The organism is Streptomyces sp. NBC_01669 (assembly GCF_026339735.1).
GTDB classification, from domain to species: Bacteria; Actinomycetota; Actinomycetes; order Streptomycetales; family Streptomycetaceae; genus Streptomyces; species Streptomyces yanii.
Genome location: NZ_JAPEQG010000001.1, coordinates 4,343,689 through 4,368,656 on the forward strand (window position 1 = coordinate 4,343,689; position 24,968 = coordinate 4,368,656).

The 24,968-nt window shown below is 70.6% G+C and carries 32 protein-coding genes and 1 pseudogene; 7 read left to right on the forward strand and 26 right to left on the reverse strand.

What is annotated here, in order from left to right; translation table 11 throughout:
• Positions 1 to 40: 40 nt before the first annotated feature.
• From OG972_RS19345 to OG972_RS19390, 10 genes are all read right to left on the reverse strand, one after another.
• Positions 41 to 679: a hypothetical protein gene (locus OG972_RS19345; protein ID WP_266983193.1), complete on the reverse strand. Its 639-nt coding sequence runs from the start codon at positions 677 to 679 to the stop codon at positions 41 to 43.
• 27 nt (positions 680 to 706) lie between these two features.
• Complete coding sequence (locus tag OG972_RS19350; RefSeq protein ID WP_266983195.1) at positions 707 to 1,147, reverse strand: helix-turn-helix domain-containing protein; 441 nt, start codon at positions 1,145 to 1,147, stop codon at positions 707 to 709.
• Positions 1,148 to 1,347: 200 nt separating this feature from the next.
• The gene (locus OG972_RS19355; RefSeq protein ID WP_266983197.1) at positions 1,348 to 1,824 is read right to left on the reverse strand and encodes an iron chaperone; all 477 of its coding nucleotides are present in this window, start codon (positions 1,822 to 1,824) and stop codon (positions 1,348 to 1,350) included.
• A gap of 221 nt (positions 1,825 to 2,045) precedes the next feature.
• Positions 2,046 to 2,498, reverse strand: coding sequence for a pyridoxamine 5'-phosphate oxidase family protein (locus tag OG972_RS19360; protein ID WP_266983199.1), 453 nt, complete (start codon positions 2,496 to 2,498; stop codon positions 2,046 to 2,048).
• 211 nt (positions 2,499 to 2,709) lie between these two features.
• Positions 2,710 to 3,333: a glyoxalase gene (locus tag OG972_RS19365; protein ID WP_266983201.1), complete on the reverse strand. Its 624-nt coding sequence runs from the start codon at positions 3,331 to 3,333 to the stop codon at positions 2,710 to 2,712.
• A 5-nt stretch (positions 3,334 to 3,338) separates the two neighbouring features.
• On the reverse strand, positions 3,339 to 3,803 hold the full coding sequence (locus OG972_RS19370) for a helix-turn-helix transcriptional regulator (protein ID WP_266983202.1): 465 nt from the start codon (positions 3,801 to 3,803) through the stop codon (positions 3,339 to 3,341).
• Positions 3,804 to 3,986: 183 nt separating this feature from the next.
• Positions 3,987 to 4,397 (reverse strand): VOC family protein, encoded by a 411-nt coding sequence (locus OG972_RS19375; RefSeq protein ID WP_266983203.1) that lies wholly within the window; start codon positions 4,395 to 4,397, stop codon positions 3,987 to 3,989.
• Positions 4,398 to 4,712: 315 nt separating this feature from the next.
• Positions 4,713 to 5,129, reverse strand: a complete 417-nt coding sequence (locus tag OG972_RS19380; RefSeq protein ID WP_266983205.1) for a VOC family protein — start codon at positions 5,127 to 5,129, stop codon at positions 4,713 to 4,715.
• 10 nt (positions 5,130 to 5,139) lie between these two features.
• Complete coding sequence (locus OG972_RS19385; RefSeq protein WP_266983207.1) at positions 5,140 to 5,574, reverse strand: helix-turn-helix domain-containing protein; 435 nt, start codon at positions 5,572 to 5,574, stop codon at positions 5,140 to 5,142.
• 519 nt (positions 5,575 to 6,093) lie between these two features.
• Entirely contained in the window at positions 6,094 to 6,978 is an 885-nt protein-coding gene (locus OG972_RS19390; RefSeq protein ID WP_266983209.1) for a sigma-70 family RNA polymerase sigma factor, read from the reverse strand.
• Positions 6,979 to 7,082: 104 nt separating this feature from the next.
• Between OG972_RS19390 and OG972_RS19395 the strand changes: the two genes are divergently transcribed.
• The 4 genes and pseudogenes from OG972_RS19395 to OG972_RS19410 all read left to right on the forward strand — a co-directional run.
• On the forward strand, positions 7,083 to 7,850 hold the full coding sequence (locus tag OG972_RS19395; protein WP_266983211.1) for an SDR family oxidoreductase: 768 nt from the start codon (positions 7,083 to 7,085) through the stop codon (positions 7,848 to 7,850).
• Between the two features lie 200 nt (positions 7,851 to 8,050).
• Complete coding sequence (locus OG972_RS19400; protein WP_266983213.1) at positions 8,051 to 8,659, forward strand: hypothetical protein; 609 nt, start codon at positions 8,051 to 8,053, stop codon at positions 8,657 to 8,659.
• A gap of 332 nt (positions 8,660 to 8,991) precedes the next feature.
• A complete protein-coding gene (gene galE / locus OG972_RS19405; protein ID WP_266983215.1) occupies positions 8,992 to 9,993 on the forward strand; it encodes a UDP-glucose 4-epimerase GalE in 1,002 nt (333 codons plus the stop codon).
• A gap of 3 nt (positions 9,994 to 9,996) precedes the next feature.
• A pseudogene (locus OG972_RS19410) lies at positions 9,997 to 10,290 on the forward strand (DUF2199 domain-containing protein); the annotation flags it as partial.
• 56 nt (positions 10,291 to 10,346) lie between these two features.
• Here the strand turns inward: OG972_RS19410 and OG972_RS19415 are convergent.
• Entirely contained in the window at positions 10,347 to 10,997 is a 651-nt protein-coding gene (locus OG972_RS19415; protein ID WP_266983216.1) for a TetR family transcriptional regulator, read from the reverse strand.
• A gap of 104 nt (positions 10,998 to 11,101) precedes the next feature.
• Here OG972_RS19415 and OG972_RS19420 point away from each other — a divergent pair, with 104 nt between their 5' ends.
• Positions 11,102 to 12,127 carry a zinc-binding dehydrogenase gene (locus OG972_RS19420; RefSeq protein WP_266983218.1) on the forward strand — a complete coding sequence of 342 codons (1,026 nt, stop codon included), beginning with the start codon at positions 11,102 to 11,104 and terminating at the stop codon, positions 12,125 to 12,127.
• Here the strand turns inward: OG972_RS19420 and OG972_RS19425 are convergent.
• The 4 genes from OG972_RS19425 to OG972_RS19440 all read right to left on the reverse strand — a co-directional run bounded on the left by OG972_RS19425 (position 12,069) and on the right by OG972_RS19440 (position 15,996).
• Positions 12,069 to 12,914, reverse strand: coding sequence for a TetR/AcrR family transcriptional regulator (locus tag OG972_RS19425; protein WP_266983220.1), 846 nt, complete (start codon positions 12,912 to 12,914; stop codon positions 12,069 to 12,071). The genes OG972_RS19420 and OG972_RS19425 overlap by 59 nt on opposite strands.
• Positions 12,915 to 13,027: 113 nt before the next feature.
• Positions 13,028 to 14,278: a GNAT family N-acetyltransferase gene (locus OG972_RS19430; protein ID WP_266983222.1), complete on the reverse strand. Its 1,251-nt coding sequence runs from the start codon at positions 14,276 to 14,278 to the stop codon at positions 13,028 to 13,030.
• Between the two features lie 72 nt (positions 14,279 to 14,350).
• A complete protein-coding gene (locus OG972_RS19435; protein ID WP_266983224.1) occupies positions 14,351 to 15,325 on the reverse strand; it encodes an asparaginase in 975 nt (324 codons plus the stop codon).
• 50 nt (positions 15,326 to 15,375) lie between these two features.
• The gene (locus OG972_RS19440; protein ID WP_266983226.1) at positions 15,376 to 15,996 is read right to left on the reverse strand and encodes an ABC transporter substrate-binding protein; all 621 of its coding nucleotides are present in this window, start codon (positions 15,994 to 15,996) and stop codon (positions 15,376 to 15,378) included.
• Positions 15,997 to 16,113: 117 nt separating this feature from the next.
• Between OG972_RS19440 and dtd the strand changes: the two genes are divergently transcribed.
• Positions 16,114 to 16,563, forward strand: coding sequence for a D-aminoacyl-tRNA deacylase (gene dtd / locus OG972_RS19445; RefSeq protein ID WP_266983228.1), 450 nt, complete (start codon positions 16,114 to 16,116; stop codon positions 16,561 to 16,563).
• A 46-nt stretch (positions 16,564 to 16,609) separates the two neighbouring features.
• Here the strand turns inward: dtd and OG972_RS19450 are convergent, their stop codons facing one another.
• The 6 genes from OG972_RS19450 to OG972_RS19475 form a co-directional block, all read right to left on the reverse strand.
• Complete coding sequence (locus OG972_RS19450) at positions 16,610 to 17,575, reverse strand: folate-binding protein YgfZ (RefSeq protein ID WP_266983230.1); 966 nt, start codon at positions 17,573 to 17,575, stop codon at positions 16,610 to 16,612.
• A gap of 21 nt (positions 17,576 to 17,596) precedes the next feature.
• Entirely contained in the window at positions 17,597 to 18,079 is a 483-nt protein-coding gene (locus OG972_RS19455) for a Fur family transcriptional regulator (protein WP_266983232.1), read from the reverse strand.
• A gap of 64 nt (positions 18,080 to 18,143) precedes the next feature.
• Positions 18,144 to 18,716, reverse strand: coding sequence for an FABP family protein (locus OG972_RS19460; RefSeq protein ID WP_266983234.1), 573 nt, complete (start codon positions 18,714 to 18,716; stop codon positions 18,144 to 18,146).
• Between the two features lie 280 nt (positions 18,717 to 18,996).
• A complete protein-coding gene (locus tag OG972_RS19465; protein WP_266983236.1) occupies positions 18,997 to 19,944 on the reverse strand; it encodes a hypothetical protein in 948 nt (315 codons plus the stop codon).
• On the reverse strand, positions 19,941 to 20,741 hold the full coding sequence (locus OG972_RS19470; protein ID WP_266983238.1) for a hypothetical protein: 801 nt from the start codon (positions 20,739 to 20,741) through the stop codon (positions 19,941 to 19,943). The genes OG972_RS19465 and OG972_RS19470 overlap by 4 nt, the downstream gene beginning before the upstream one ends.
• Positions 20,738 to 21,622 (reverse strand): hypothetical protein, encoded by an 885-nt coding sequence (locus OG972_RS19475; protein WP_266983240.1) that lies wholly within the window; start codon positions 21,620 to 21,622, stop codon positions 20,738 to 20,740. Before OG972_RS19475 ends, OG972_RS19470 begins: the two co-directional genes overlap by 4 nt.
• Before the next feature lie 106 nt (positions 21,623 to 21,728).
• Here OG972_RS19475 and OG972_RS19480 point away from each other — a divergent pair, with 106 nt between their 5' ends.
• Positions 21,729 to 22,091 (forward strand): DsrE family protein, encoded by a 363-nt coding sequence (locus OG972_RS19480; protein ID WP_266983242.1) that lies wholly within the window; start codon positions 21,729 to 21,731, stop codon positions 22,089 to 22,091.
• A 31-nt stretch (positions 22,092 to 22,122) separates the two neighbouring features.
• Here the strand turns inward: OG972_RS19480 and OG972_RS19485 are convergent, their stop codons facing one another.
• From OG972_RS19485 to OG972_RS19500, 5 genes are all read right to left on the reverse strand, one after another.
• A complete protein-coding gene (locus tag OG972_RS19485) occupies positions 22,123 to 22,383 on the reverse strand; it encodes a DUF3099 domain-containing protein (protein ID WP_266983244.1) in 261 nt (86 codons plus the stop codon).
• A gap of 146 nt (positions 22,384 to 22,529) precedes the next feature.
• Positions 22,530 to 22,817, reverse strand: a complete 288-nt coding sequence (locus OG972_RS19490; protein ID WP_018490348.1) for a DUF1416 domain-containing protein — start codon at positions 22,815 to 22,817, stop codon at positions 22,530 to 22,532.
• A gap of 49 nt (positions 22,818 to 22,866) precedes the next feature.
• Positions 22,867 to 23,712, reverse strand: a complete 846-nt coding sequence (locus tag OG972_RS19495; protein WP_266983246.1) for a sulfurtransferase — start codon at positions 23,710 to 23,712, stop codon at positions 22,867 to 22,869.
• A gap of 144 nt (positions 23,713 to 23,856) precedes the next feature.
• Positions 23,857 to 23,964 (reverse strand): putative leader peptide, encoded by a 108-nt coding sequence (locus tag OG972_RS49580; RefSeq protein ID WP_353961645.1) that lies wholly within the window; start codon positions 23,962 to 23,964, stop codon positions 23,857 to 23,859.
• A 216-nt stretch (positions 23,965 to 24,180) separates the two neighbouring features.
• A complete protein-coding gene (locus tag OG972_RS19500; RefSeq protein WP_266983248.1) occupies positions 24,181 to 24,870 on the reverse strand; it encodes a DUF2993 domain-containing protein in 690 nt (229 codons plus the stop codon).
• Positions 24,871 to 24,968: the final 98 nt, after the last annotated feature.

The window sequence follows — 24,968 nt, forward strand, 5'->3', positions numbered from 1 at the left end:
AGGTGCCCGCCCCGCGCCCCGGTACACACGGTCCGCAGTGCTACTTGGCGGTCGGCGGCGTGGTCTTCTTCGCCGCGGGCTTGCGCGCGGGCGCCTCCGCGGGCTTGCGCGCGGGCGCCTTCTTGGCGGGCGCGGGCGACGTGTGGGTCTCCGCCTTGGCAGCGGTCTTCGGCTCGCTCTTGGCGGCGGGCTCAGCCTTCGGCTTCGGCTTGGGCTGGGACTCGCGCCGCGGCTCGACGACGACGGCGATCTCGACGATCTCCTCGGCGGTCTCGCCGCGCCACGTCCGCACCGTCTGCTCGCCGCGCTCGGCAACCTTCTCGTACGTCTCCCGGGCCCGTACCGCGTACTCCGCGGCCACTCCCAGGCTGCGCAGCGCCAGGTCCTGGGCCGACTCGCCGAGCTTCTTCAGATCGGTGTCGAGCGACCCGAGCACCTCGGAGACCTTGGCCTGCACAGTGGCCTGCGCCTCCCTGGCCTGCGTGGTCACCTTCTCCTGCACGGCCTTGGGGTCCGTGTTGCGCACGGCCTCGATCCGCTCGGGCGCCTCGGCCCGGAGCTGCTCGATCAGGGCCGGAACCTTCCGGGCCTGCTCGACGGCGAGGTCCGCCGTACCGGCGGCGAAGTAGAGGGGGGTCGGGTCGGTGAGGGTCTTACGCAGGTCATCGGTGATGGCCATGACTGTGGTCCTCCCGGATCATCAGACTCAGTGTGAGGGTGGTGAAGGCTTTGAAGCTGTATCGGCATCCGTGCCGTCCGCGCTGAGGCCGGATTCGTCACCGGGGTCCCCCGGGACGGTCTCGAACCCGTTCTCCTTGCGGAAGGAGTCGTAGATCTGCAGCAGCACGTTCTTCTGCCGCTCGTTTATCGAGGGATCGGCGAGGATGACCGCCCGGGTCTCCAGCTCCTCCCGCTCCCGCTCGTCCAGAATCCCGGCCCTTACGTAAAGGGTCTCGGCGGAGATCCGCAGGGCCTTGGCAACCTGCTGCAGCACCTCGGCGCTCGGCTTGCGCAGCCCGCGTTCGATCTGACTGAGATACGGATTGGACACGCCGGCGGCATCGGCGAGCTGCCGCAGCGACAGCTGCGCATTGCGACGCTGCTCGCGCAGGTACTCACCGAGATTGCCGACGTTGAGTGATGCCATGACTCGATAGTGCGCCATCGCTGCTAACTTTTGCAAGCACACGCTTGCAAAAGTGTTCCGGGTGGACAGCCGGCTCCGCGGGCTCTGCCTGGAGTTCCTCCACCCGACACGGCAGAAACAAGCCGCCCGCCGGCTGGTCATCCGTCGGGCCGGGCTGCGGGTCAGGCCGGCGATCGCTGCGCTCATGAGGAGCACCGGTCTCAGCTCACCGCTTTCTTGATGAGCGCGCCGATACGCGCCTCGTCGGCGGCGGTCAGCTCCGTCAGGGCGTAGGTGGTCGGCCACATGGTGCCTTCGTCGAGAGCCGCCTGGTCGCTGAAGCCGAGCGTCGCGTATCTCGTCTTGAACTTCTGCGCGCTCTGGAAGAAGCAGACGACCTTGCCGTTCTTGGCATACGCGGGCATCCCGTACCAGAGCCTCGGCGAGAGGTCCGGCGCGCCGGCTTTGACGATGTCATGGAGCCGCTCGGCGAGGACGCGGTCCGCTTCCGGCATCTCGGCGATCTTCGCGAGTACCTCGCTCTCCGCGTCCGCCTTGGCCGCGCGCGGGCTGCGGCGCGCGGCCGTCCTCAGCTCCTTGGCGCGCTCCTTCATCGCGCCTCGCTCCTCGTCCGTGAATCCGTCGTGCTTCTCGTCGACCGCGCTGGTGCTCTTGGCGGACGTCTGCGTGCTCTTCATGGCAGGTTTCCTCTCGTGCAAGGCTTGATCGCGGCCATCTCATGCCAGGAATGCGCCGCGGCGGTGGCTTCTTCGAAACTGGTCGGTTGTTGTCCGGGTGGGAGCAGCGACGGTGCCGGGGAAGAGGCCGACCACCTGACACCCCTGCCGTCACGCAACAACACCGCGTTCCGCAGGAAGAGCCAGGTCGGGGGTACGGAGTCGGCGTTCCCGTGCGGCGGTCAGCCGAGCCAGCGGCCGTCGCGCATGAGGTCTCGTCCCTGCAGTTCGTTCGCCTCCCGCCAGGCCTGGATGCGCCGCGGCCTGATCAGGAAGTACTGATAGGGCTCGTCGAGTTCGCGCGGGTCGAAACCGGTCTTGGCCGCGAACGTGTCAGCCGTCTCCGGCGCGAGGTCGGCGATGTCCACCGGCTCGGCGGTGCCGTCGACGACGACCACGTCGCGCGTCGGCCCGAGGCCGAGTCGCACCTGGCCGTCCACGAGCAGGTTGCGGCCGGTGACCGAGGCACGCGGCGTCGAGATGAGGAACGCGGTCCCCTCCCAGAGGTACGAGAGCGGGATGAGGTGGACGCCCGGGGAGCCCGGCGTCGCGACCCAGAGATCGACGTCGCTCTCCAGTTTCGCGCGAGTGTCCCGCAGCCTCTCCTCGAGCCCACGCGGCGGCGTGCCTGTCATGCTTCCTCCTGTCACATCGTGGATTGCCCTTCCTCCGAGGGAGGGGATCCGTCGGTCATCGGTCGGTCCATCGAGGCCGCGGGCTTCGCGGACGGCATGGCCTCCGGCGCCCTGATGGCCTCGCGCACACCGCCCATCTCATGGGCCCGGTGGACACCGAGGGAACGCATCCGTTCGACGGCGACAGCACCCGAACCCCGGCAGTGACGGATCAGGGCGTGGGTGCCGGCGACGCGGCCTCCCAGTCAAACCCGTCCGGGTCGGTGAAAGACCCGGCATCGCCGCCGAGCATGAGCCGGTGCGATCCGGTGCCGTCGGCAGGAACGCCGACATCCTTGGCGAGGGCGCGGCGCCCGTACAGCGCCAGCTTGACGGGACACGACGGAGCGGCGAACTCGACGTACTTGCGGCCGAAGCTCTTCGCCACGGCGAGGCCGCGGTCGACGTAGAACTGCTTGCTCGCGGCCACGTCCGCGGCTCCCAGCAGGAGCACGATCTGCTCGATCTGCCTGGTGGCCGGGCCGGTGTCCTTCCTCGCCGACGTGGCGACCTTCCAGATCGTCCCGTCCGGGGCCTGTACGACACCGCCGTAGCCCCAGAGCGACTTCGAGGCAGGCTTCAGCGGCGTGGCACCGGCGTCGAGGGCGGCGCCGATGAAGCCGTTGACAGTGGCCGGCTGGGACACCGTGAGCGACAACGCGAACCCACGGAAGCCGGTCGTCGGCGCCTCCGAGGCCCGCAGGCGCACCTGAGTGCCCAAACCGAAAGCGGTGTAGAAGCGGTTGGCGGCCGTGGGGTCGGCCACCTCGAGGGTGACGGATTCGATGGAGGTCATGTCCGTCACGCTAGTTGCGGCTCGGCCGCCGGTGCTTCTCGATTCCTGACCGGTCTGGTCACCTGTTTCGTCACGCACGACGGCATCCCCGCCGCAGCGCCCGCCGCGCGGCGCCGGTAGACGCTGGGCGCCATGCCGACCAGCTCGGTGAAGCGGGTGCTGAAGGTGCCCAGCGACGAGCAGCCGACCGCGAAGCAGACCTCGGTGACGCTGAGGTCGCCGCGCCGCAGCAGCGCCGTCGCGCGCTCGATGCGACGCGTCATCAGATAGGCGTACGGCGACTCGCCGTAGGCGAGCCGGAACTGCCGGCTGAGGTGTCCGGCCGACATGTTCGCGCCGCGGGCGAGCGCCTCGACGTTCAGCGGCTGCGCGTACTCCCGGTCGATCCGGTCGCGGACGCGGCGCAGTCGCGCGAGGTCGCTCAGGCGCTGCGCAGCGGTCAGTGCGCGCATCCACGCGGGATGGCACATGAGAGAACTCCTTTCATCCATGTGTGCGGACACCTGGGTACAGGCTGAGGGCGGAGCGGGCGGTGGCCAGGTGGGGGCCGGTGGTCGGCTCGCCGGGACGTAGGAGCACGAAAGCGCCGACCGCCGCATTCCCCGCAGTGGTCGCGACACCGGCCACCGAGAGCAGATCGGTTACCGAACGGCTCAGCGAAGCTCTTGGATGCGGATCAGGTTGCCCGCGGGATCACGGAAGGCGCAGTCGCGAACGCCGTAGGGCTGATCGGTCGGCTCCTGGACGACCTCGGCGTCGGCGGCCTGCACCTTCTCGAAGGTGCCGTCGAGGTCCCGGGTGGCCAGCAGGATCCAGCCGTAGGTGCCCTTGGCCATCATCTCGACGATGGTGCGGCGCTCGTCCTCGGTGACCCCGGGGTCGGCGGCCGGCGGCGCCAGGAGGATGGAAGTGCCGGGCTGATCGACGGGGCCGACCGTGATCCAGCGCATCTTGCCGTGTCCGACGTCGCTGCGGACCTCGAAGCCGAGGGTGTCGCGGTAGAAGGCCAGGGCCGCGTCCGGGTCGTCATGCGGGAGGGAGGTCGTGTGAATGGTGATGTCCATGGCCGTCACGGTAGCTGCGGCTCGGCGCCCGACGCTTCTCGATTCCTGATCCGTCCGGCCACTTGTCGCGCGCACCGCCTGACGTTGCGTCACCCAGCATTCCCGAGCGGGCAACGCGAGCGGGCGCAGCGGAGTCGGGGCGCGACCCGGGGCGTCCGCGCGTAGGCGCGGATGGGCGGACGGGCGGATGGGCGGAGACCGCGAGTTCGCCGAGGCGACGGATGCGAGCGCGGATGGTCGCGCTCGTGCCTTCCGCCGTCGGAACGTGACACCGGAGACGGCGGGAGCTGAAGCGCGCTCCAAGGCGCGCGGATGTCACCGAGCGCGCGGCTGGTTGAAGCGCAGCAGGTTGCCGGCCGGGTCGCGGAAGGCACAGTCGCGGACACCGTAGGGCTGGTCGATCGGCTCCTGGAGCACCTCGCCGCCCGCGGCCCGGATGCGCTCGAAAGTGGCGTCGCAGTCGTCGGTGGAGAAGATCACGCCGCGCAGCATGCCCTTGGCCAGCAGTTCCGCCATCGCCTTCTTGTCGGCCGGTGAGGCATTCGGGTTCGCGGCCGGCGGCTCGAGGACGATCTCCACGTCCGGCTGCGCGGGTGAGCCGACGGTCACCCAGCGCATCCCCTCGAACGCCACGTCGTTGCGTACCTCCAGGCCGAGAACGTCGCGGTAGAAGGCGAGTGCCTTGTCATGGTCGTCGACCGCGATGAAGCACTGGGAAAGCTTGATGTTCATGCCTTCGACGCTACGGGCGGGCGGCGGTTTCCGCTTCTCCGCTACTGGCCGGTGCGTTCCTGACCGGTCGCGTGTGGATCTTGGCGACGCAGGCCGGGATGGCCGCGCCCTCGTCATGGCTGCGGGCCCGGTACGCGCTCGGACTCTCGCCGACCAGCTCGGTGAAGCGCGAGCTGAACGACCCCAGCGATGTACAGCCGACCGCGAAGCAGACCTCCGTCACACTCAGGTCGCCCCGCCGCAGCAGCGCCTTGGCCCGCTCGACACGGCGGGTCATCAGGTAGCTGTACGGGCTCTCCCCGAAGGCAGCCCGGAAACTGCGGGAGAAGTGCCCGGGCGACATGAGGGCGACGCGCGCCAGCGCCGGGACGTCGAGGGGCCGCGCGTAGTCGCGGTCCATCATGTCCCGGGCCCGGCGCAGCCGTACGAGGTCCTCAAGCGTCACCGGGCCAGCTTAAGGCCGGCAGGCCAGTGCCGTCCGGGCCGTCGGGCGGCGGGCGGCGGGCGGCCGCAGGCCCATGCCCACGCCACCTCCGCAGCCGCCGCAGAGCTCGAGATGCTCCGCCTTGATCAGCGGCCTGGGCCGCACGCCGAACCGTCGCCAGGTGAACCCCCGCATCGGCCCGCGACCCGCCACCGGCACCTGTCCCAGGTGCCGGTGGCGGGCCCGTCACGCGGGAGCCTGCGAGGTCCGAGCGGGAGCGCTTCTCCCGTAGGCCGCAGGGCCGTCGACGGTGCCGTGAACGGCCACGTCGGCGGCCCCGCGGCGGGCGGGCGTGCTCCTCTGGTGGCCCATGTCCCAGAAGGAGGAGCCGCTGCATGTCCGCCCATGGATTGGCCTTGGCCGGCCTGGTGACCGCCGCCGCGATGGCGCTCCCCGTCTCCTGCACGCCCGGCCCGGCCCTGTTGCCGTTCCCGCGTCTCGCACGGGCGACTCGGTACGGCACCGGGCGTGGACATCGAGTCAGGCGTCGAGCACGGCGATATCGACCTGGCTGAGGCGGCCCCGGTCCGCGATCACGTCGATCTCGGTGATCCCGTCCGCCGTGACCGTGAAGCCGAGTACCAGGGCCAGGCGGCCGAGCGGAGCCATGATGAGACCCACCGCGCCGTTGACCAGTCCGGGCTGGGTGAACCGGGCCCGGCCCATGGCGGCCATCGCGCCCTGCGCGACGGTGCGGGCGCCGCGGACGACGATCGGTTCGGGGGTCGGCACGACCGCCGGGTCGGCCCGGAGGACGACGTCCGGATGGAGCAGCCGGACCAGTGCGTCGAAGTCCCCGCCGCGGGTGGCAGCGAGGAAGGCGTCGACCACGTGACGCTGGCGGGCCAGGTCGGCGTCGGGCACCGGGGTGGCCCCCTTGACCCGGCGGCGGGCGCGGCTCGCAAGCTGTCTGGCCGCTGTGGGGGAACGCTCGATCATCGGGCCGATCTCGTCGAAGGGCACGGCGAACAGGTCGTGCAGCACGAAGGCGATGCGCTCGGCCGGCGTCAGTGTGTCGAGCACCACCAGCAGCGCCAGTCCGACCGAGTCCGCGAGCAGCGCTTCCTCCTCGGGGTCGCACCCGTCCTCCTGGCCCACGCTGGTTTCGGGCACGAGTGCCGCGAGGGGATCCTCGCGCCGGGACTCGCGCGCCCGCAGCATGTTCAGACACACCCGTGCCGTCACCGTCGTCAGCCACCCACTGAGGTTCTCGACGCCGCTGATGTCGGTGCGATGGAGGCGCAACCAGGTTTCCTGAACGGCGTCATCGGCCTCACTCACCGAGCCGAGCATCCGGTACGCCACGGCTCGCAGACGGGTCCGGTCCTCCTCGAAACGCTCCGTCAGCCCCGCGTGCTCGTCCATCCGGTCACATTCCTTCCCCATGGCGGGTCATATCAACAGACCCGCGAAACCCCGCTGATTGTGTCCGGGAGATCGACTCCCGGACGAACGAATTGGAGACGACCATGGCCACCTCCCCCCTTCTGGTCACCGGCGGCACGGGCACGCTCGGCCGCCTCGTCGTACCGCTCCTGCGGGACGCCGGGTGTCACGTACGGGTCCTGAGCCGGCACAGCCGCGAGTCCGGGGACGGCATCGAGTACGTGACCGGCGACCTGCTCAAGGACGAGGGCGTCGAGTCCGCGGTGGCCGGGGCCGGGACGGTCCTGCATCTCGCGGGCGGTCCCAAGGGAGACGACGAGGCGACCCGGAACCTGGTGCGGGCCGCATCGCGAGCCGGAGTCCAGCACCTCGTGTACATCTCGGTCATCGGGGCGGACCGGATGCCGATCGGCTACTTCAGGTCCAAGCTGGGCGCTGAGCAGGCCGTGGCCGACTCGGGCCTTCCGTGGACCACGCTGCGTGCCGCCCAGTTCAACAACCTGGTCCTGACCGTCGTGGAGAAGATGACGAAGCTGCCGGTGATACCGGTGCCCGGCGGACTCCGGTTCCAGCCGGTCGACGCGCGCGAGGTGGCGGCCCGGCTCGTGGAGCTGACGCTCGGCAAGCCGGCCGGCCGGGTGCCCGACCTGGCCGGGCCGAACGTGTACGGAGTGGCCGAACTGAGCCGCGGATACCTGCAGTTGCGCGGTAAGCACCGGCTGATGATGCCGGTCCGGGTGCCGGGGAAGGCCGGGTTCGCGTACCGGGCGGGCGAGAACCTGTCGCTCGGCGAGGGGACTTCCGTGGGTGCGCGGACCTGGGAGGACTTCCTGACGGAGCGGGTGGGCTGACTCCCGGCGGACGCTCAGGACGCCGCCGCGGCGATGCGGGTGGATGAAAGGCGTACAGGTTTTCCGCAGCGCTTCAGCGGCTCGGACCTCGGTGCTCCCCTCCGGCTCGTCGTGCGCGACCGACGCGGGGCAGACGGCCCGGAGCGACCCTCATCCTGAGTAATGTGTACGGAAATATCCCATTTCGGAGAGGGGTTCTCATGGCTGACGACGCCACCCGCTCCGCAGGCGCGAGCGGAGGCGCGCCACCCGCGCCCCTCAGCCGGAGCGGCGTCGGCCAGGTGGTGCCGAAGACCGCCGTGATCGCGGGCGGTGGAGCGCTGGCGGTCTGGGAGCCCGCCTTCACGCTCGGCGCCTACAACGTCATCTTCTACGACCAGATGCTCACCCTCTGGGCGGTGTCGACCGCCGTGATGCTGACCGGCCTGTTGGTGCCCACGCGTCGGCAGCATCACGGCTGGGTGTACTGGTCCTGCCTGGCCCTGCCCACCGTGTGGCTCGTCATCGCCGCCATCGTGCCGCGCAGCGGCAGCTGGCCGGGCGAGACGCTCTTCCTGGCGGGCGGCATCCTCAGCATCATCGGCACCCCGCTGCTGGCCTGGGTGCTGCTGCAGCTCCTGCTGTTCGGGGAGACGGAACTCACCGACCGCCAGCGCCGGACGGTCGTCGGTGTCGTCGTGATCGTCGGCGGACTGGCCTACGCCCTCGGCAAGTTCAACCATGTCTTTCTCACCTGCGGGGATTTCGACATCAGCGGCAACAGCGTCCCTTCCGGGTGCCGGCCGGGGCGCGCCTCCCCGCTCGGTTGACGCCGACCGGGACGGTGCCCCTGCCCGAGCGGACCCGAGCGGTGGCCGGCGGATCATGGCCGCGGCGGCGCTCGTCCAGTGCCGTGACCGGCCATGTTTGCCCCAGAAGGAGCGTCGTCCGGGGCGTGCGACCGCAAGGCGGCCTGACGTCCTGGTAGCGCTACCGGGGCTTTTGGCCAACGCGGAAGGGGGTCCCCCCTGGCCCTTAAGGCCTTGGGGGAGGGCGTGCCGGACGGTGCGACGGGGCGAAGCTTGCCGGGAGGGGGCACTAGGCTCCGGACAGCACCACCTGGCCTGCCAGGCAGACAGGCGGGTCGACGGAGAGGTACGGCATGAAGGTTCTGATCGCCGGGGGCGCGGGCTACATCGGCAGCACGATCGCCTCTGCCTGCTCGGACGCCGGGATCAGTCCGGTGATCCTCGACAACCTCGTGACGGGCAGGCGGGAGTTCACGTCCGGGCACCCCTTCTACGAGGGCGACATCGCCGACGGCCCGCTGATCGACCGCGTCTTCGCCGAGCATCCGGACATCGACGCCGTCGTCCACTGCGCCGCACTGATCGTGGTCCCCGACTCGGTGGCCGATCCGCTGGGTTACTACCGGGCGAACGTCACCAAGAGCCTGGAGTTCGTCTCCCATCTGCTGCGCAACGGCTGCGAGCGCCTGATCTTCAGCTCCTCCGCCTCCATCTACGCCGCGGACGAGGACCTGACCGTCGACGAGGAGTCTCCCCTCGACCCGCAGAGCCCGTACGCCCGGACCAAGGCGGTCTGCGAGGGGATGTTCGCCGACATCGCCGTCACCCGGCCGATCCGCGTGCTGTCCCTGCGCTACTTCAATCCGATCGGCGCGGATCCCAAGATGCGTACGGGACTTCAGCTCCGGCGGCCCAGCCACGCCCTGGGCAAGATGATCGAGGCACAGGAGGAGGGCGTCGCGTTCCAGGTCACCGGCACCCACTATCCGACGCGTGACGGGTCGGGCATCCGGGACTACGTCCATGTGTGGGATCTGGCCGCCGCGCATGTGGCGGCGCTGGACAGGTTCGACGCACTGCTGCCCGGGACGGACGGCTCCCGCTCCACCGTCATCAATGTGGGCACCGGCACGGGTACCACGGTGCGCGAACTCCTCACCGCCTTCAACAGCGTCACCGACGTCCCGGTACCGTCGGTCGACGTCGACGCGCGGCCGGGCGATGTGGCGGGGGCGTACACCCGCAGCGAACGCGCCCACCGCCTGCTGGACTGGCAGCCGCAGCACTCGGTGACGGAGGGCATCCGTCACTCGCTGCAGTGGGCCGCCGTCCGCGACGCCGTGCTGAGGCCGTAGTCCGTCTCACTCAGCCGGGAGAACTTCACCCGCGCCCTCCATATGTGTGGGAGACGCCGGGACGCGAGTCGGAGAGGCCCTATTCCGGCTGGCTGAGCACCGAGTTGGGGTTGTACTCGCCGCGTACGACCAACCTCACGACGAACGCGCACACCCGCCATCGGCCGGCGCCCCTTCATCGAACTGGAGCCCACGGACCACCCGCTCGCCGTGGAACAGCGGACGGGCATCACCCGGGACCGGGTGCGGGAAATCGCGGAAGCGGTACTGCACCCCGGGGACGGCCCCCTTGTCTGAGCCGGACGGGCCGAACGAGCCGAACGAGCCGAACGAGCCGGACGGCGGCGTCCGCCCTACCGGTCCCCCTCGATCCCCGACCTCAGCTGCACGAAGGCGAGTTCGGCCGCCCGTACCGCGTCCCCGTACACCTCGTCCGCGCTCTCCCCGGCATCGATCCGCCGCCAGTTCTCCAGCGCCAGGATCCGTTGCACGGCAATGATCTGCCCCGCCGCAAGCCGGTCCCGCACCCCGTCGCCCAGCGCACGCGCGAGCGCCGCCTCCGAGCGGCTCTGGTACCCGTACATGCGGGCCACCAGCGACGGCGTCCCGTACAGCATCCGGTGGAACGCCAGCACCTCGGGCGCATCGCAGAGCCCCGTCACCGGGTCGCGCCGCTCCAGGCCGTCGAGGAGGTGGCGGCGCAGGGCGTCCAGCGGTGATTCGCCCTCCGGGCGGGCCGCGACCACCCTCGCCGCCTCGTCCTCGTGGTCGGCGAACCGGTGCAGCGCCAGGTCCTCCTTGGCCGGGAAGTACCGGAACAGCGTGGGCTTGGAGATGTCGGCGGCGGCCGCCACCTCCGCCACCGAGACCTTGTCGAAGCCCCGCTCCAGGAACATCGCGATCGCGGCATCGGAAACCGCCTGGTACGTCAGCTGCTTCTTCCGCTCCCGCAGGCTGATCAGCGGCTGAGCCGTGGTCCCGGGTCGGGCCTTCTCTCCGTTCATGACCACGAAGCGTACGCCCTTGACCTCAACCGGACTTGACGTCCGAGAGTGGGAGGACGGGCACCGGGCGGCCGGCCGCCCGAATACGGAGGGGTGGGATCCGCATGCGTGTGGCGCTGGTCAGGGAGCTGGGCGGTCCGGAGGTACTGGTTCCGGCCGAGCGGCCCGACCCGGTGGCGGGGCCCGACGAGGTGGTGATCGACGTGAGTGACGTTGACACGCTCTTCGTGGAGACCCAGATCCGGTCGGGCGCGTTCCGCGACCACTTCCCGGTCGTCCCGCCGTACGTGCCGGGCGGCGGGATCGCAGGCACGGTCCGTACGGTCGGCGAGGGCGTCGACGTGCGTTGGACCGGCCGCCGGGTCGTCGCCTCCCTCGGCTTCACGGGCGGCTACGCCGAGCAGGCCGTGACCCCCGCGGACCACCTGGTACCGGTCCCCGACGGACTCGGGCTGCGCGAGGCCGCCGCCCTGATCCACGACGGGGTGACCGCCGCCGCGCTGCTGGAGGCGACCGCCCCCGAACCCGGCGAACGCGTACTGGTCCTCGGTGCCTCCGGCGGCATGGGCACCCTGCTCGTCCAGCTGGTGCACGCGGCCGGTGCGCATGTCGTCGCGGTCGCGCGAGGCAAGCGGAAGACGGAGCTGGTACGGGAGCTGGGCGCCGATGACGTGGTCGACGGCGCGGACGCGGAGTGGGCGGAGCACGCCCGTGCAGCCCTGGAGAAGGCCGGCGGCCCTGCGGACGTGGTCCTGGACGGGGTCGGGGGCACGATGGGCGCGGCGGCTTTCGCGCTGGTCGCCGACGGCGGCCGCTTCTCCGCCCACGGGGCGCCGACGGGCGCTTTCGCCCGGATCGATGCCGAGGAGGCTGCGCGGCGCTCCGTCTCGCTGCGCTCCATCGCAGATGTGCAGCTGACGGACGCGGAGCACGTGCGCCTGGCCGGACACGCACTGGCCGAAGCGGCGGCCGGGCGTCTGCGCCCGGTGATCGGGCAGGTCTACCCGCTGGAGCAGGCGGCGCAGGCGCATGCGGCGATCGAGGGGCGCGGTCTGCTCGGCAAGGTGCTGCTCAGTACACGGAAGGCGAGACGGGCCGGGGATCCGGAACCTCCGCGCCCGCGCCCCTGACCGGTCCGGGCTCCGCCCGCCCGGTCAGGCCCTGCAGCAGGACCTCGACCCCGTCCAGCACCCGCTCCAGTCCGAAGGCGAACTCATCGTCCGGATCGTCCGGCGTGCCCAGCACCCCGGACGCCAGCAGCCGCGAGAGCGCCGGGTGCCTCGCGGGGTCGATCAGCCGGTCCAGTGTCCGCGCGTACCCGTTCATCACTTCCTGCGGCGAGACGCCCCGCGCCTCGACGGCGGCGGCGAGGTCCCCCCTCAGCAGCGCCTCGTTCCGTACGAAACCGGCGACGAGAAGGATCACGGAGACCCCCTCCCTCTCGCTGAGACCGGTGCCGTCGAGCGCCTGGAGGCCCTGCTCCCACCAGGCGAGGCTGTTGGGGCTGGCCGGCGGACCCACGACCGGGATACGGAGCATCCACAGATTGCGGTGGAACACCTCGCGCTGCGCCCACGCCCACTGCCGGAGCGCCTCCCGCCAGCCCGCACCGCTCTCCGGCGCGGGCAGCGGGGGCGGCGGGCCCAGGGCCGCCTCCTGCATCAGGACGTAGAGCTCGTCCTTGGCCGATACATAGCGGTAGAGCGACATCGTCGAGGCGCCGAGGTCCTTCGCGACCCGCCCCATCGAGACCGCGCCGAGCCCCTCGGACTCGGCCACCGCCACCGCGGCGTCCACGATGCGGGCCAGACTCAGGCCGGGCTTCGGTCCCTTGACCGGGCGCTCCCGCAGCCCCCAGGCGGCTTCGATGCTGGCCGGCAGGCCCGTACCGCCCGACGAACCGTATGTTCCAGTCACCTGAACCACCTTCCGCGCCGCCCCGGACCGCGGCCCCCGGGCCTACGACGTCCCCCACCCGGGGCGGAGATCCGCCCTTGGATCCATCCTAGGAGGGGGTACGCGGCACGCGGTCAGAACACATCCGGGCACCATGCGCGCCGCCCCGCCCGGAACACCCCGTCCGCCACCGCCGCCGCGCCCGGCGTGAGTTCGTCGATCCGGCCCAGTGCCGCGAGCCGGAGTACCGATTCGTCGCCGAGGTAGAGCGTCCCCAGCTCCCGTACGTCCAGGGCCAGATCGGCACTCTCCGCGGTCGGCGTGCAGGACGCGCCGTCCGGGGAGGCCTCCAGGCGGAAGCGGCCGCCGGCGAGGCCCGCCGGGTCGCGGACGTCCAGGGTCAGGGTGGCCGGGACGGCGTAGGTGCGCGCCTCCAGGGCCCGTACGACATCCAGAACGCGCACCCACATCCAGTCCGCCTGCGTGACGGTGCGGGCCGCGCGGGGGTCCGGGAGGAGGAGGGGGAGCAGGTCGTCGGGGGCACGGTAGCCGGAGCGGACCGTGGTGACCCAGTCGATCGAGCAGACGAAGTGCCACAGCGCCCGTTCCGCGGCCGGGGTCTCGGCGATCAGACCGACGACGGACGCCCGGTTCAGCGGCTGCTTCGCATCGCCCCACTTGTCGTCGGCGCGGTAGACGAGCAGGCCGTCGACCTCGCCGTCCGCGTTGCGGTACACCGCGTGGAACGGTTCCGTCCATGAACCCGGCACGGGCACGTCCTCGCCGGTGCTCAGCTGCCACCAGCGGTCTCCGCGACTGACCACGCCGTGCTGCCGGGCGCGCAGCCGGTCGTGCAGGGCGGGGCCGAGCTTGCGCACCTCGGCGCCGTCCACCAGGTCGATCCGGCCGCCGTCCGCCGCGGACGGGCCCGACCAGCGCGGGTCCAGGCCGGCCCGGGGGATGTCGATCTCCCACTCGGTGGTCCAGGTGGCCGGGCCGAACCCGTACCGCCCGTAGATCGGGTACTCGGCGGCGATCAGCGTCGCGACCACATCGCCGCGCTCCTTCGCCGCCGCCAGGTCCGTGGCCATCATCCGGCTGAGCAGCCCGCGCCGGCGGTGCGTGGGCGACACCGTGACGTTGGTGACCGCGTCGGACGGCACGGTGACTCCGCCGACGACCGTCAGCTCCTGGGCGAACGACCGGAACGACGCCACGCACCGCCCGTCGTCGAACACCCCTTGGGTACGGGCCAGATCCACGTGCGGGAGGCGGCTCGCGACCTCCCCGTCCGTCACCGTCGGCGGTCGCAGAAAGCCGGTGTTCACGGCGCTCAGCCAACTGGGGAACTCGGACGCGGTGACGGTACGGACCTCAGGACTCATGCGCCCCACGCTAGGCACACGGGACGGGGAATGTCGCCAGGTTTTCCGGGCCTCCCAGGGAGACCCGGACGGTCAGAACGCCGCCCGGATCACGCCCACTTCCGCGCCGCCGCCCATCAGCGGCGCCCGGCCGATCCGGTCCACCACCGGCGCGTCGATGCCGAGCAGCTCCAGTGCCCTGGCCAGCACCGGGCCGAGCGCCCGTCCGCCGCCGTCGGCGATCTTGAATGCCACCGCCCGGCCGTCCGCCAGCGCCACCGCCTGGACCGCCTCCGCGCCCATCTTGGAGAGCGTGCCCGGCACTTCGCGCATCAGCCACGTATCGGGGCGCCGGGTGCCCGCGACGTACTCCGGGTGGGCGCGCATCGCATCCGCCACCCGGCGCTCCGCGGTGCCCTCCTCGGCCAGCACGAACGAGCGGAACGCCCGCGCCAGACCGACCAGGCTGATCGCCATCAGCGGGGCCCCGCAGCCGTCCGTACCCACCGCCGTGACCGGCTCGCCCGCCGCGTCCTCGACCACCTGGTGGACCAGCTGCTGGAGCGGGTGGGCGGGGTCCAGATAGGTCGCCTGGTCCCAGCCGTTGCGTGCACACACCGCGAGCATCGCCGCGTGCTTGCCGGAGCAGTTCATGGTGATCCGCTCACGGACGCCGCCCGCGGCGAGATAGGTCTCCGCCTCATCCGGGTCCAGTGGCAGATCGGGCGGGGTCTGCAGATCGTCCGGGGTCAGCCCGTGCTCGGCAAGCATCTTGCGTACGAGATCGAGGTGGAACCCCTCGCCCGAGTGGCTCGCGGCGGCCAGCGCCAGCCGTTCCCCGGAGAGGTCGAGCCCGGCCCGCAGCACGGCGGCGGCCTGCATCGGCTTGTTCGAGGAGCGCGGGAAGACAGCCGCGGCCGGGTCCCCCAGCGCCTGCTCCACACTGCCGTCGGCGGCCAGCACGACCAGCGAGCCCCGGTGGTGGCCCTCGACGAAGCCGGACCGTACGACCTCGGCCAGAACGGGCAGCGCGGGGGCCGCCGGGGATATGAAGGGTGTGGAGCTCATCGTGGCGGCCTTCCGGGGTTGTGCGGGGGACCTGCCCCGGAAGGATCGCTTCAGGCGAGCAGGTCGTCTACTTGTGCTTCCCCGTCACGGTACCTGCGGGCGATCTCCGCACTGCAATCGTCCGCGGTGCACTGCAGCCGGTGACGGCGGCGGGAGACCTGTTGCTCGTAGCGGACGAGCCGTCCCATCGCGGTGTGCAGCTCTTCGTCGGTACGGGCGTCGAGGTCGGAGAGTTCGACCTCGGCGAGTGTCTCGGCGGCCAGCCGGCGGAACTCGTCGCTCCGCGGCGTGGTCAGCGTCACGTGCCGGGCGGACGAGCGGTGCCGCGACGGCGTGTCGGCGAGGATCTCGGAAAGCCGGTCCACAACCGGTGCCTCGGGGTCCCGGCGGCGGGCCAGCTCGGCCCGCAGGATGTCGATCCGCCCCTGGACCAGACGGCGTACGTAACTGAGGTCTGCCTCATCGCGCTGCGCGTCACGGCGCAGCGCGCGCAGTTCCGGCAGGCGCAGGGTGCCCAGCTCCGGCTGCGAGGGCCCGGGCAGGCCGTCGTCGAGGCCGGGACCGGTCCGTTGCACGGGCGGGCGCATGGTGCTGGTGCTAGTACTGGCACCGGCGGCGGCACGCGTCACCGGTACGACACCCGGGGATTGCCCGGCTCCATATGTACTCATGCTCTGTCCATCCCCTCGACCGGTGCGTCGGCACACCGCCTTCCGTGCATGGTGCCACCCCACACCGCGCCTACGCAGGTGCTCTGTACCCGTTCAGCCCAAGATAGGTTGGTCTGTATGCGTGCAGTGATACAGAGAGTGGACGGCGCGAGCGTCACGGTGGCCGACGGCGCGGGCGACGGAAACGGGCCCGAAGTGGTCGGCGAAATCGTCGGCGAGGGGCTGTGTGTGCTGGTCGGAGTCACCCACGGGGACACCGCGGAGAAGGCGGCGCAGCTCGCCCGCAAGCTCTGGTCGGTGCGCATCCTGGAGGGCGAGAAGTCCTGCTCCGATGTGAATGCACCGCTTTTGGTGATTTCGCAGTTCACTCTCTACGGGGACGCCCGGAAGGGGCGCAGGCCCACCTGGAACGCCGCGGCGCCCGGCGAGATCGCCGAACCGCTGGTCGACGAGGTGGTGGCGCAGCTGCGGGCGCTGGGCGCGCAGGTGGAGACGGGCCGGTTCGGAGCGGACATGCGTGTCTCGCTCACGAACCATGGCCCGTTCACCGTACTGATCGAGGTCTGAGCCGGGTTCGGCCGTGCGCGTCCGTAGACGGCCGCGCGTAGCAGATCTACGGCTCGACGACCGTCTCCTGGGCCGCCGCGGTGTCCCCCGCGAGCAGTTCCGCGTCCACCGCCACGTTGCGCTTGACCAGCGCCAGCGCGATCGGGCCCAGCTCGTGGTGGCGGGCGGACGTCGTGATGAAGCCGAGCTGACGTCCCTCCGCCCCGTCCGCTGCGAGCCGCACCGGAGTGCCGTGTCCGGGCAGGATCACGTCGCTGCCGTCCAGGTGCAGGAAGACCAGCCGGCGCGGCGGCTTCCCCAGGTTCTGCACCCGGGCCACGGTCTCCTGACCGCGGTAGCAGCCCTTCTGGAGGTGAACGGCGGTGCCGATCCAGCCCAGCTCGTGCGGGATGGTGCGGTGGTCGGTCTCGAAGCCGAGCCGGGGGCGGTGAGCCTCGACGCGCAGCGCCTCGTAGGCCAGGATGCCGGCCGCCGGACCGTTCTCGGCGGCGTAGGTCTCCAGGTCGGCGCGGGGCAGGAACAGGTCACGGCCGTGCGGCGCCTCCCGTACGGCGATGCCCTCGGGGACCTCCGCGATGGAGCCGGCCGGCAGGTGCACCACGGCGAAGTCCTCGGTGCGGTCGGCGACATCCACCCGGTAGAAGAACTTCATCGACTCCAGATAGGCGATCAGGTCGCCCTGGGTGTCCGGTTCGACGTGCATCCACACCGTCTCGCCGTCGTCGACGAGATAGAGGGCGTGCTCGATGTGCCCGTGCGCGGTGAGGATCAGCGCCTCGGTGGCCTCTCCCGGGGCGAGTTCGCTGACGTGCTGGGTGATCAGCAGGTGCAGCCAGGCCAGCCGGTCGCTTCCGGTGACGGTGACGACGCCGCGGTGCGAGAGGTCGACGAGGCCGGTGCCGTCGGCGAGGGCTCGCTGCTCGCGGAACAGGTCGCCGTAGTGCGCGGCGACGCCTTCGTCGCGGCCCTCGGCGGGGACGGCGCCGGGCAGGGACAGCAGGGGGCTCTTCATGCGACCAGCGTACGACTCGGTCTACTGCGCGGAAGCGGGCGGCCGGGGCTGATCGGCCGCCCGGTCGCCCGGCTCACCGTCCGCCTTCTTCGCCGTGCAGCCGGCGCAACGGCCGAAGATCGCGAAGTGCTTCATGTCGGTCTCGAAGCCGAAGCTGTCCCGCAGCTTCGCGGTGAATTCGGCGACGACGCCGACATCGGCCTCGATGATGTCCCCGCAGTCCCGGCAGACCAGATGGATGTGGTGGTGGCGGTCGGCCAGGTGGTACGTCGGCGCACCGTGCCCCAGATGGGCATGGCTGACCAGCTGGAGCTCCTCCAGGAGCTCCAGGGTCCGGTAGACGGTCGAGATGTTCACACCGGACGCCGTCCTGCGCACCTCGGCGAGGATGTCGTCGGGCGTCGCGTGTTCCAGTGTGTCGACGGCTTCCAGGACAAGCTGCCGCTGCGGCGTCAGCCGATAGCCGCGCTGCCGAAGATCGGTCTTCCAGTCGGTGCTCACCACAGGCCCAGTGTAGGACCGGGTGAGCACCTGACCGCAGATCGTGCGCGTACCTGGATGCGTGCGGCTACTTGAAGAACGCGATGCCGTCGTCCGGCAGGTCGCCGAGGCTCTTCGCCATCGCCTCGACCTCTTCCGGGGTGACGACCTTCTTCAGGTGCGCCGACATGTACGGGCGCAGCTCCACATCGGGGGTGGCCTTCTCGCCGACCCACATCAGGTCACTGTTCACATAGCCGTAGAGGCGCTTGCCACCGTTGTACGGGCCGGAGGCCGCGGTCCGGGCCACCGCGTCGGTGACCAGGTCGATCTGCGGCTTCTGGTGGGCGAGCTCGCCGTACCAGATCTCGATGACCCCCTGGTCGCGGACCATGACGACCTCGACCTTGCGGTCCTTGTCGATGCGCCAGTAGCCGGACTCGGTCTCCAGCGGCTTGACCTTGTTGCCCTCGGCGTCGAGCACCCAGGAGCGCGAGACGTACTCCAGGAAGTCCCGGCCGTCGTGGCTGAAGGAGACTTCCTGGCCGAAGTTGCACTTCTCGGCGCCGGGGAAGTCGGACACGCCCGCGCCCGCCCAGTTGCCGAGCAGGAAGGCAAGCGGGACGAGGTCCGGGTGGAGGTCGGACGGGATCTCGATCATGAGCGGCTCAGACGATCTGTGAGGGAGTGGTGAGTGGTGCGGACTCGGGTCAGCGCTGGCCCTGGTACAGCTTCTTCACGGTCAGGCCGGCGAAGGCGAGAACACCGACGCAGACCAGGACCAGCAGGGTGGAGAAGAATGCCTCAAGCACGGGAGCTCCTCGGACGAGCGATAACGAGCGGTATGGCGGCAGTACGGGGCCGAGCCCCAGCCTAATGGGTAGGGGCCCGGCGCGACGGTTCGGGGCGTGCCGAGGAAGCGGGGCTCCCCGGCCTGCGGATCAGCCCAGCAGCTGGTTCTGCAGAATCAGCGTCTGCCGGAACGGGATCTGCTCGGCGATCTTTTCGCCCTGCTGCGAGTGGATGACCAGGGCGAGCGTGTCACCGGCCTGGATGTAGGCCTCGTGGATCCGTCCCTTCCCGGTCTTCGTCTCGCCGAACGTGTAGACCACGGTCTCCGGCACCTTGCCGCCGTTCCAGCTCTCGTCCATCTGCAGGTCCGTCGGCCAGTCGAGCGGTATGCCCGGGGTGCTGCTCACATAGGTGTCGTCCCGGAGCCCCTGGGCGTACGCCGTCGAGTTGAACTGCAGCAGATAGACCCTGGACCTCGTGCCGTCCGGCATGGTCCAGCCGCGCGCCGCGATGTGACGCAGGGCCGAGTCGTCGAGCAGCTGCGTGAGCTCGCCGCGCTTGTCCTTGCGGAACTCGCTGACGAACTGCGCCGTGCTCACCCAGCCGCCCGTCAGCTTCTTGTCCGCCGTTGCTCCGGCCGGGGCGGGGATCAGCAGCTTCCGCAGGTCGGCGTGGTGGACCTCGGCGACATTGGCCTCGTTGAGCGGGCGCGGCGAACCGGCCGGCAGCGCAGGCAGGCTGAGCTCCGGGTAGTCCCAGCGTCCGTCGCCCTCGGTGGCCAGGCCCGGTACGTCGGTGCGCTCCATCGAGGTGATGCCGAGGGCCGTACCGGTGCCGAGACCGCCGAGCACCAGCACGGCGGCGGTCCAGCGGGCGACGGCCCGCAGGACGCGACGGGACGGCTTCGGAGCAGGTACGGGCTCCGCCACCGGAAATGCCTGCTCGGGGGCCGCCGGGGGCTCGGCGGTCGGGACGGGCTCCGTGGCCGGTACGGGCTCGGCGGCCGGTACGGGCTCCGCTCCCGTCGACGGAAGCTCCTGCTCCGGGGCAGCGGGCTCCTCGGTCGCGGCGGTCGGTGTCGCCGTCTGCTCGGTCATACGTACTCCCCCGGGGACTCGATGTGGTCGAGCTGGTCCTTCACGAGATCGGCGACGTCGGACGCGCTGAACGGCTTGGTGCCGTACGCGTCGACGGTGAGGGACAGCTCCCCGTCGTACGCGAGGCAGGACAGGCCGTCGAGCTTCACCTTGGTCCGCACGGGCTCCCGGAAGCACCGGGCCTTCTTGTGGCCCTCGACCTTCGGCCCCGCGCGGAAGTCGCCGTAGGTGTCCATCAGCTCCGTCTGGAAGCCGTACAGGTCATGGACGGCCCTCTTGTCCTTCATCTTCACGATCTGGATCTCGACCGTCAGATCGCTGTCGTCCGAGGTGTACGAGCGCTGCGCGATGCCCTGGAGGTGGAGCCGGTCGATGCGCCGGTCCCGTTCGCGGCGCTGCTTGCCCGCGATCCCCCGGCCGCTCTCCTTCATCTGGGCCGTGGCCTTCTTGCCGCTGATCTCGTCGTCGTTTCCGTACTCGCCCATGTCCGGGCCGAGACGGTAGCCCTCCGGGACCGGCAGCAGCAGCTTGCTGAGCTCGGTGTCGGCCCTGCCCCGGCCGACGTCCCCGGCGGGGTCCTTGGCAGGCTTGTGCGCGCCCCCGCCCCAGACCTTGGTGGTGACCGTGCGGTCGGCGCTGTCCACGGTGACCTTGGTGTAGGCGGCGGCACCGCCGACGGCGCCGAGGACCAGGACCGCGGGGAGCACGGTGAGCACCACGCGCCGGGCCCGGCCCTTCGGGGCGGGCGGGGCCGGCTCGGCGGGCGGGGCGGTGTCGGGTGTCACGTCGTCGTTCACAGCCGCTCCAGCTGTCGCTCGGCCAGGGTCCGGATGTCCTTCTTGCTGATCGGCGTGGTGTCGAAGATGTTGATGTCGAACATGACGTCGCCGCGCTGGGCGATGGCCCGCGCCTGGTAGACAGGCAGGTAGCCCGGCTTGTTCACCACCTTGTACAGGAAGTAGCGGCCGTTGCCGCTGCCCTTGATCGGATCGCCCTCGTTGCCCGCGCCGTCCTTGGCGTAGGGCATGTAACTCAGCTGATCGTTCGCATGGTCGGACGCCCCGAGCTCTGCACCGGAGCGGAACTGCACGAGGCGGATGCCTACATCGCGGTACTGCCCCTGCGACCAGTTGGCGGCCGCGATCCGGCGGATGTCGGCCTCCGCGAGCGATTCGAACATGTAGTCCTCGCTCTTGAACTCCCGCGCGTACGCGTCCAGGGACATCCAGCCCTTGGTCGGCAACGGGAACCTGGCGTTGCGCATCCCCGAGGGCTTGCTGACGAGCAGCTCGCGCAGATCGCCGTCCGTCTTCAACTGCCGGTCCTGCGACACGGGCAGCGGGTCCGGGACCTTGTCCGCGGGCAGCGCCCTGGCCGGGTAGGCCAGGTTCGGCTGTGACAGGGCGGGCAGCGGTGTCGGCGCCCGGTCGGCCTGCACGCCGTAACCGACGGCGGTGCCGCCCGCGATCCCGAGCACCGCGGCGGCGGCGATCAGCAGGGTCGTACGACCACGGGGCCGCGGCTTCACCGGCGCCGGAACGGGACCTGGCTCGGGGCCGGCAACAGGAGCGGGAACGACTGCGGGTGGTGCTGCGGGCGGCTCTACGGCCTGGACCGCCACCTCGACCTGCGCGGGCGGCTCGGCCGGCCCGTCAGGAATGGTGTCTTTCGGTTCCAAAATGGGTCCCCCCACGAGACCTGAGGCACAGATGCCATTACCTGCGCACCCAACTGACCCATGGCGGTGGGGTGGGGTTGTGCGGCCGACGATTACAGTTCGGCATATGCCGAAGAAGCTCGTGATCAAGGTGACCGCAGGTGCCGACTCCCCCGAGCGCTGCTCACAGGCGTTCACGGTGGCGGCGGTCGCCGTCGCCAGCGGTGTGGAGGTCTCGCTCTGGCTGACCGGCGAATCCTCCTGGTTCTCCCTGCCGGGCCGCGCCGCCGAGTTCGAACTGCCGCACGCCGCACCGCTGCCGGACCTGATCGAGTCGATTCAGGCGGGCGGCCTGATCACCCTCTGCACCCAGTGCGCGGCTCGGCGCGACATCACCGAGAACGACGTACTGGAAGGTGTACGGATCGCGGGCGCCCAGGTCTTCGTCAGCGAGGTCATGGCGGACGGCGTCCAGGCCCTCGTCTACTGACGGTTCTTCCTGCCGACGGCGGACGGTTCCGCTACTGGCGGCGCTTCTTGCCGTCGAGCTCGTCCCACCACTCGTCCGACTTCGGGTCGCCGGACGGATCGTCCCACCAGCGGTCCTCCGGCCCCCGCCGGTTGGCGACCATCGCCGCGAGGGGCGGGATGACCATGGCGACCACGCACATTCCGACGGCGACGGGCATCGACCAGAGCCGCACGAAGGCCCAGGCGGAGACGAAAAGGACGATGCATCCGCCCATCATCAGGAAGTAGCGCCGACGGCGCCGGGCGTACATGACTCAAGCGTAGGCCCGATCCCGGCCCGTGCGCCCGGCACGGACGGGCCCGCGCACACCCGGTGGACGGCGCGAAGGGCCGTACCCCGGTTCAGAAGGCGTCCAACCCCCTGGGGTACGGCCCTCCGGCCGATCTGTGCCGCGGATCAGACGGCGATGGCCACCTCGGAGAGGCCACCGGTCTGCGCGACGACCGTGCGGTCGGCGCTGCCGCCCGGGACGAGGGCGCGCAGCGTCCAGGTGCCTTCGGCCGCGTAGAAACGGAACTGTCCGGTCGCCGAGGTCGGGACCTCGGCGGTGAACTCGCCGGTCGAGTCCAGCAGACGGACGTAACCGGTCACCGGCTCGCCGTCGCGGGTCACGCTGCCCTGGATCGTGGTCTCACCGGGCTTGATCGTCGAAGCGTCGGGGCCGCCGGCCTTTGCTCCACACATGGTGTTCTGTCCTTCTGGTCGGGGTCGGGGTGGTCCAGGTCGCGCGGAGTTACTTGTTGGCGCCGAGCTCGATCGGCACGCCGACGAGGGAGCCGTACTCGGTCCACGAGCCATCGTAGTTCTTGACGTTCTCCTGGCCGAGCAGCTGGTGCAGCACGAACCAGGTCAGGGCCGAGCGCTCACCGATGCGGCAGTACGCGATGGTGTCCTTCGACAGGTCGACCTGCTCGTCCTCGTAGAGGGCCTTGAGCTCGTCGTCCGACTTGAAGGTGCCGTCGTCGTTGGCGTTCTTCGACCACGGGATGTTGCGCGCGGTCGGGACGTGACCCGGACGCTGCGACTGCTCCTGCGGGAGGTGCGCCGGGGCGAGCAGCTTGCCGCTGAACTCGTCGGGCGAACGGACGTCGACCAGGTTCTGGTTGCCGATCGCTGCCACGACGTCGTCGCGGTAGGCGCGGATCGACTGGTCCTGGGCCTGGGCCTTGTACTGGGTGGCCGGGCGGGACGGGATCTGGTCGCCGTCGACCAGGTCGCGGGAGTCGAGCTCCCACTTCTTGCGGCCGCCGTCGAGCAGGCGGACGTCCTGGTGACCGTAGAGCTTGAAGTACCAGAACGCGTAGGACGCGAACCAGTTGTTGTTGCCGCCGTAGAGCACGACCGTGGTGTCGTTGCCGATGCCCTTCTCGGACAGGAGCTTCTCGAAGCCGGCCTGGTCGATGAAGTCACGGCGGACCGGGTCCTGGAGGTCCTTGGTCCAGTCGATCCGGATCGCGTTCTTGATGTGGTTCTTCTCGTACGCCGAGGTGTCCTCGTCGACCTCGACAAGAGCAACCTTCGGGTCGTCGATGTGGGCCTCGACCCAGTCGGCGTCTACGAGGACGTCACTGCGGCTCATTCTGTTCTCCTCCGGGGCAGTCTGCGGCGAGATGGTGCGGGGTGCGGATGTACGGGGGCGCGTTTCTGCGCGTACACACATGCACGGAAATGGGCCCTGACAGTGGTCGAAGGGCCGGGGGAATGCGGGATGTGACGATCCCGCTCAGACAGTGCGACAGAGCATGGCGGCGACGCGGCACAGGTCTACTGCCCGCCGCTTCGTGAGATCCGCCTGGCCCCGCTGAGGGAGACCGCTAATAGAGCACTGCATGGGACCGATCGTAGGGACGTGTGGGCGGACATGTCACCGCCGTGTCGCATCATGAGACACGATCGTCCGCAATGTGGGACAGTGGATCGATTACGGTGCCGCCCGGACCGGCACCGGGCGGAGCGTGTCCTTCAGCCATCTGCGGGTCGGACGAGTCCGTCTCACTATGTGGCGCAGCAGCTGTGGAACGTCCTACCCAGCCTGCGCGCGGTTCATCTATCCCGCGAGCCGGATGTCCGAGCCCGTCACCGAGATCTCCAGACCGTCCTTCGTCGGCTCGATCCGCTGCAGCTTCAGCCCGCTCGGCAGGGCGCCGATCTCCCGCTCGAAGTCGGTCTTCCTGCGCACCAGGCCTTCGAGTCCGGGAATGCCCTCGCCCGGCACCTTGTCCGCGTGCACCCGCACGGTGCGGCCGTCGACGAGGGTGACGGTGGAGGTCACGCTGCGCGTGAGGGTGCGGCCGAGGATGTCGACGGCGCCGGTCACCTTCACCTTGCCGTTGCCGCCGTACTCGACGACGACGCCGTCGTCGGCCGCGTGCGTCAGGTCCTCGTACGAGATGGTCGCCGTGCCCGTGGCCCGGGCGGCGGTGGCGGCGGCGAAGCCGTCGGCCAGCGTGACGTCGTGGAGTTCGGCCTTCATCTCGCTGATCCGGATCCTGCGCCCGCCGGCGGCGGTCTCGATGCCGGTCAGCTTGATGTCGACCTGGTCGAGCGCCGATCCGGCGACCTGGGTCAGAAAGGGGAAACCCCTGATGGAGACGTCCGTCGAATCGACCGTGCCCCCGCGGACCTCGATCCGGCCCGCGGCCTCGGACTCGGCGAAGTACACCGCGGCCCGGTCGACGACGATGAAGATGCCGCCCAGGACCACCACGACGACCAGCAGTATTCGCAGTGCACGCATGCCCGTTCTTCCCCCCACCCTGCCGTCCGCCCGGACCCCCTGGCGGCCGTGAGCCCACTGTGGCCGCACGACACGCCCGGGGTGATCGACGAGCCCGG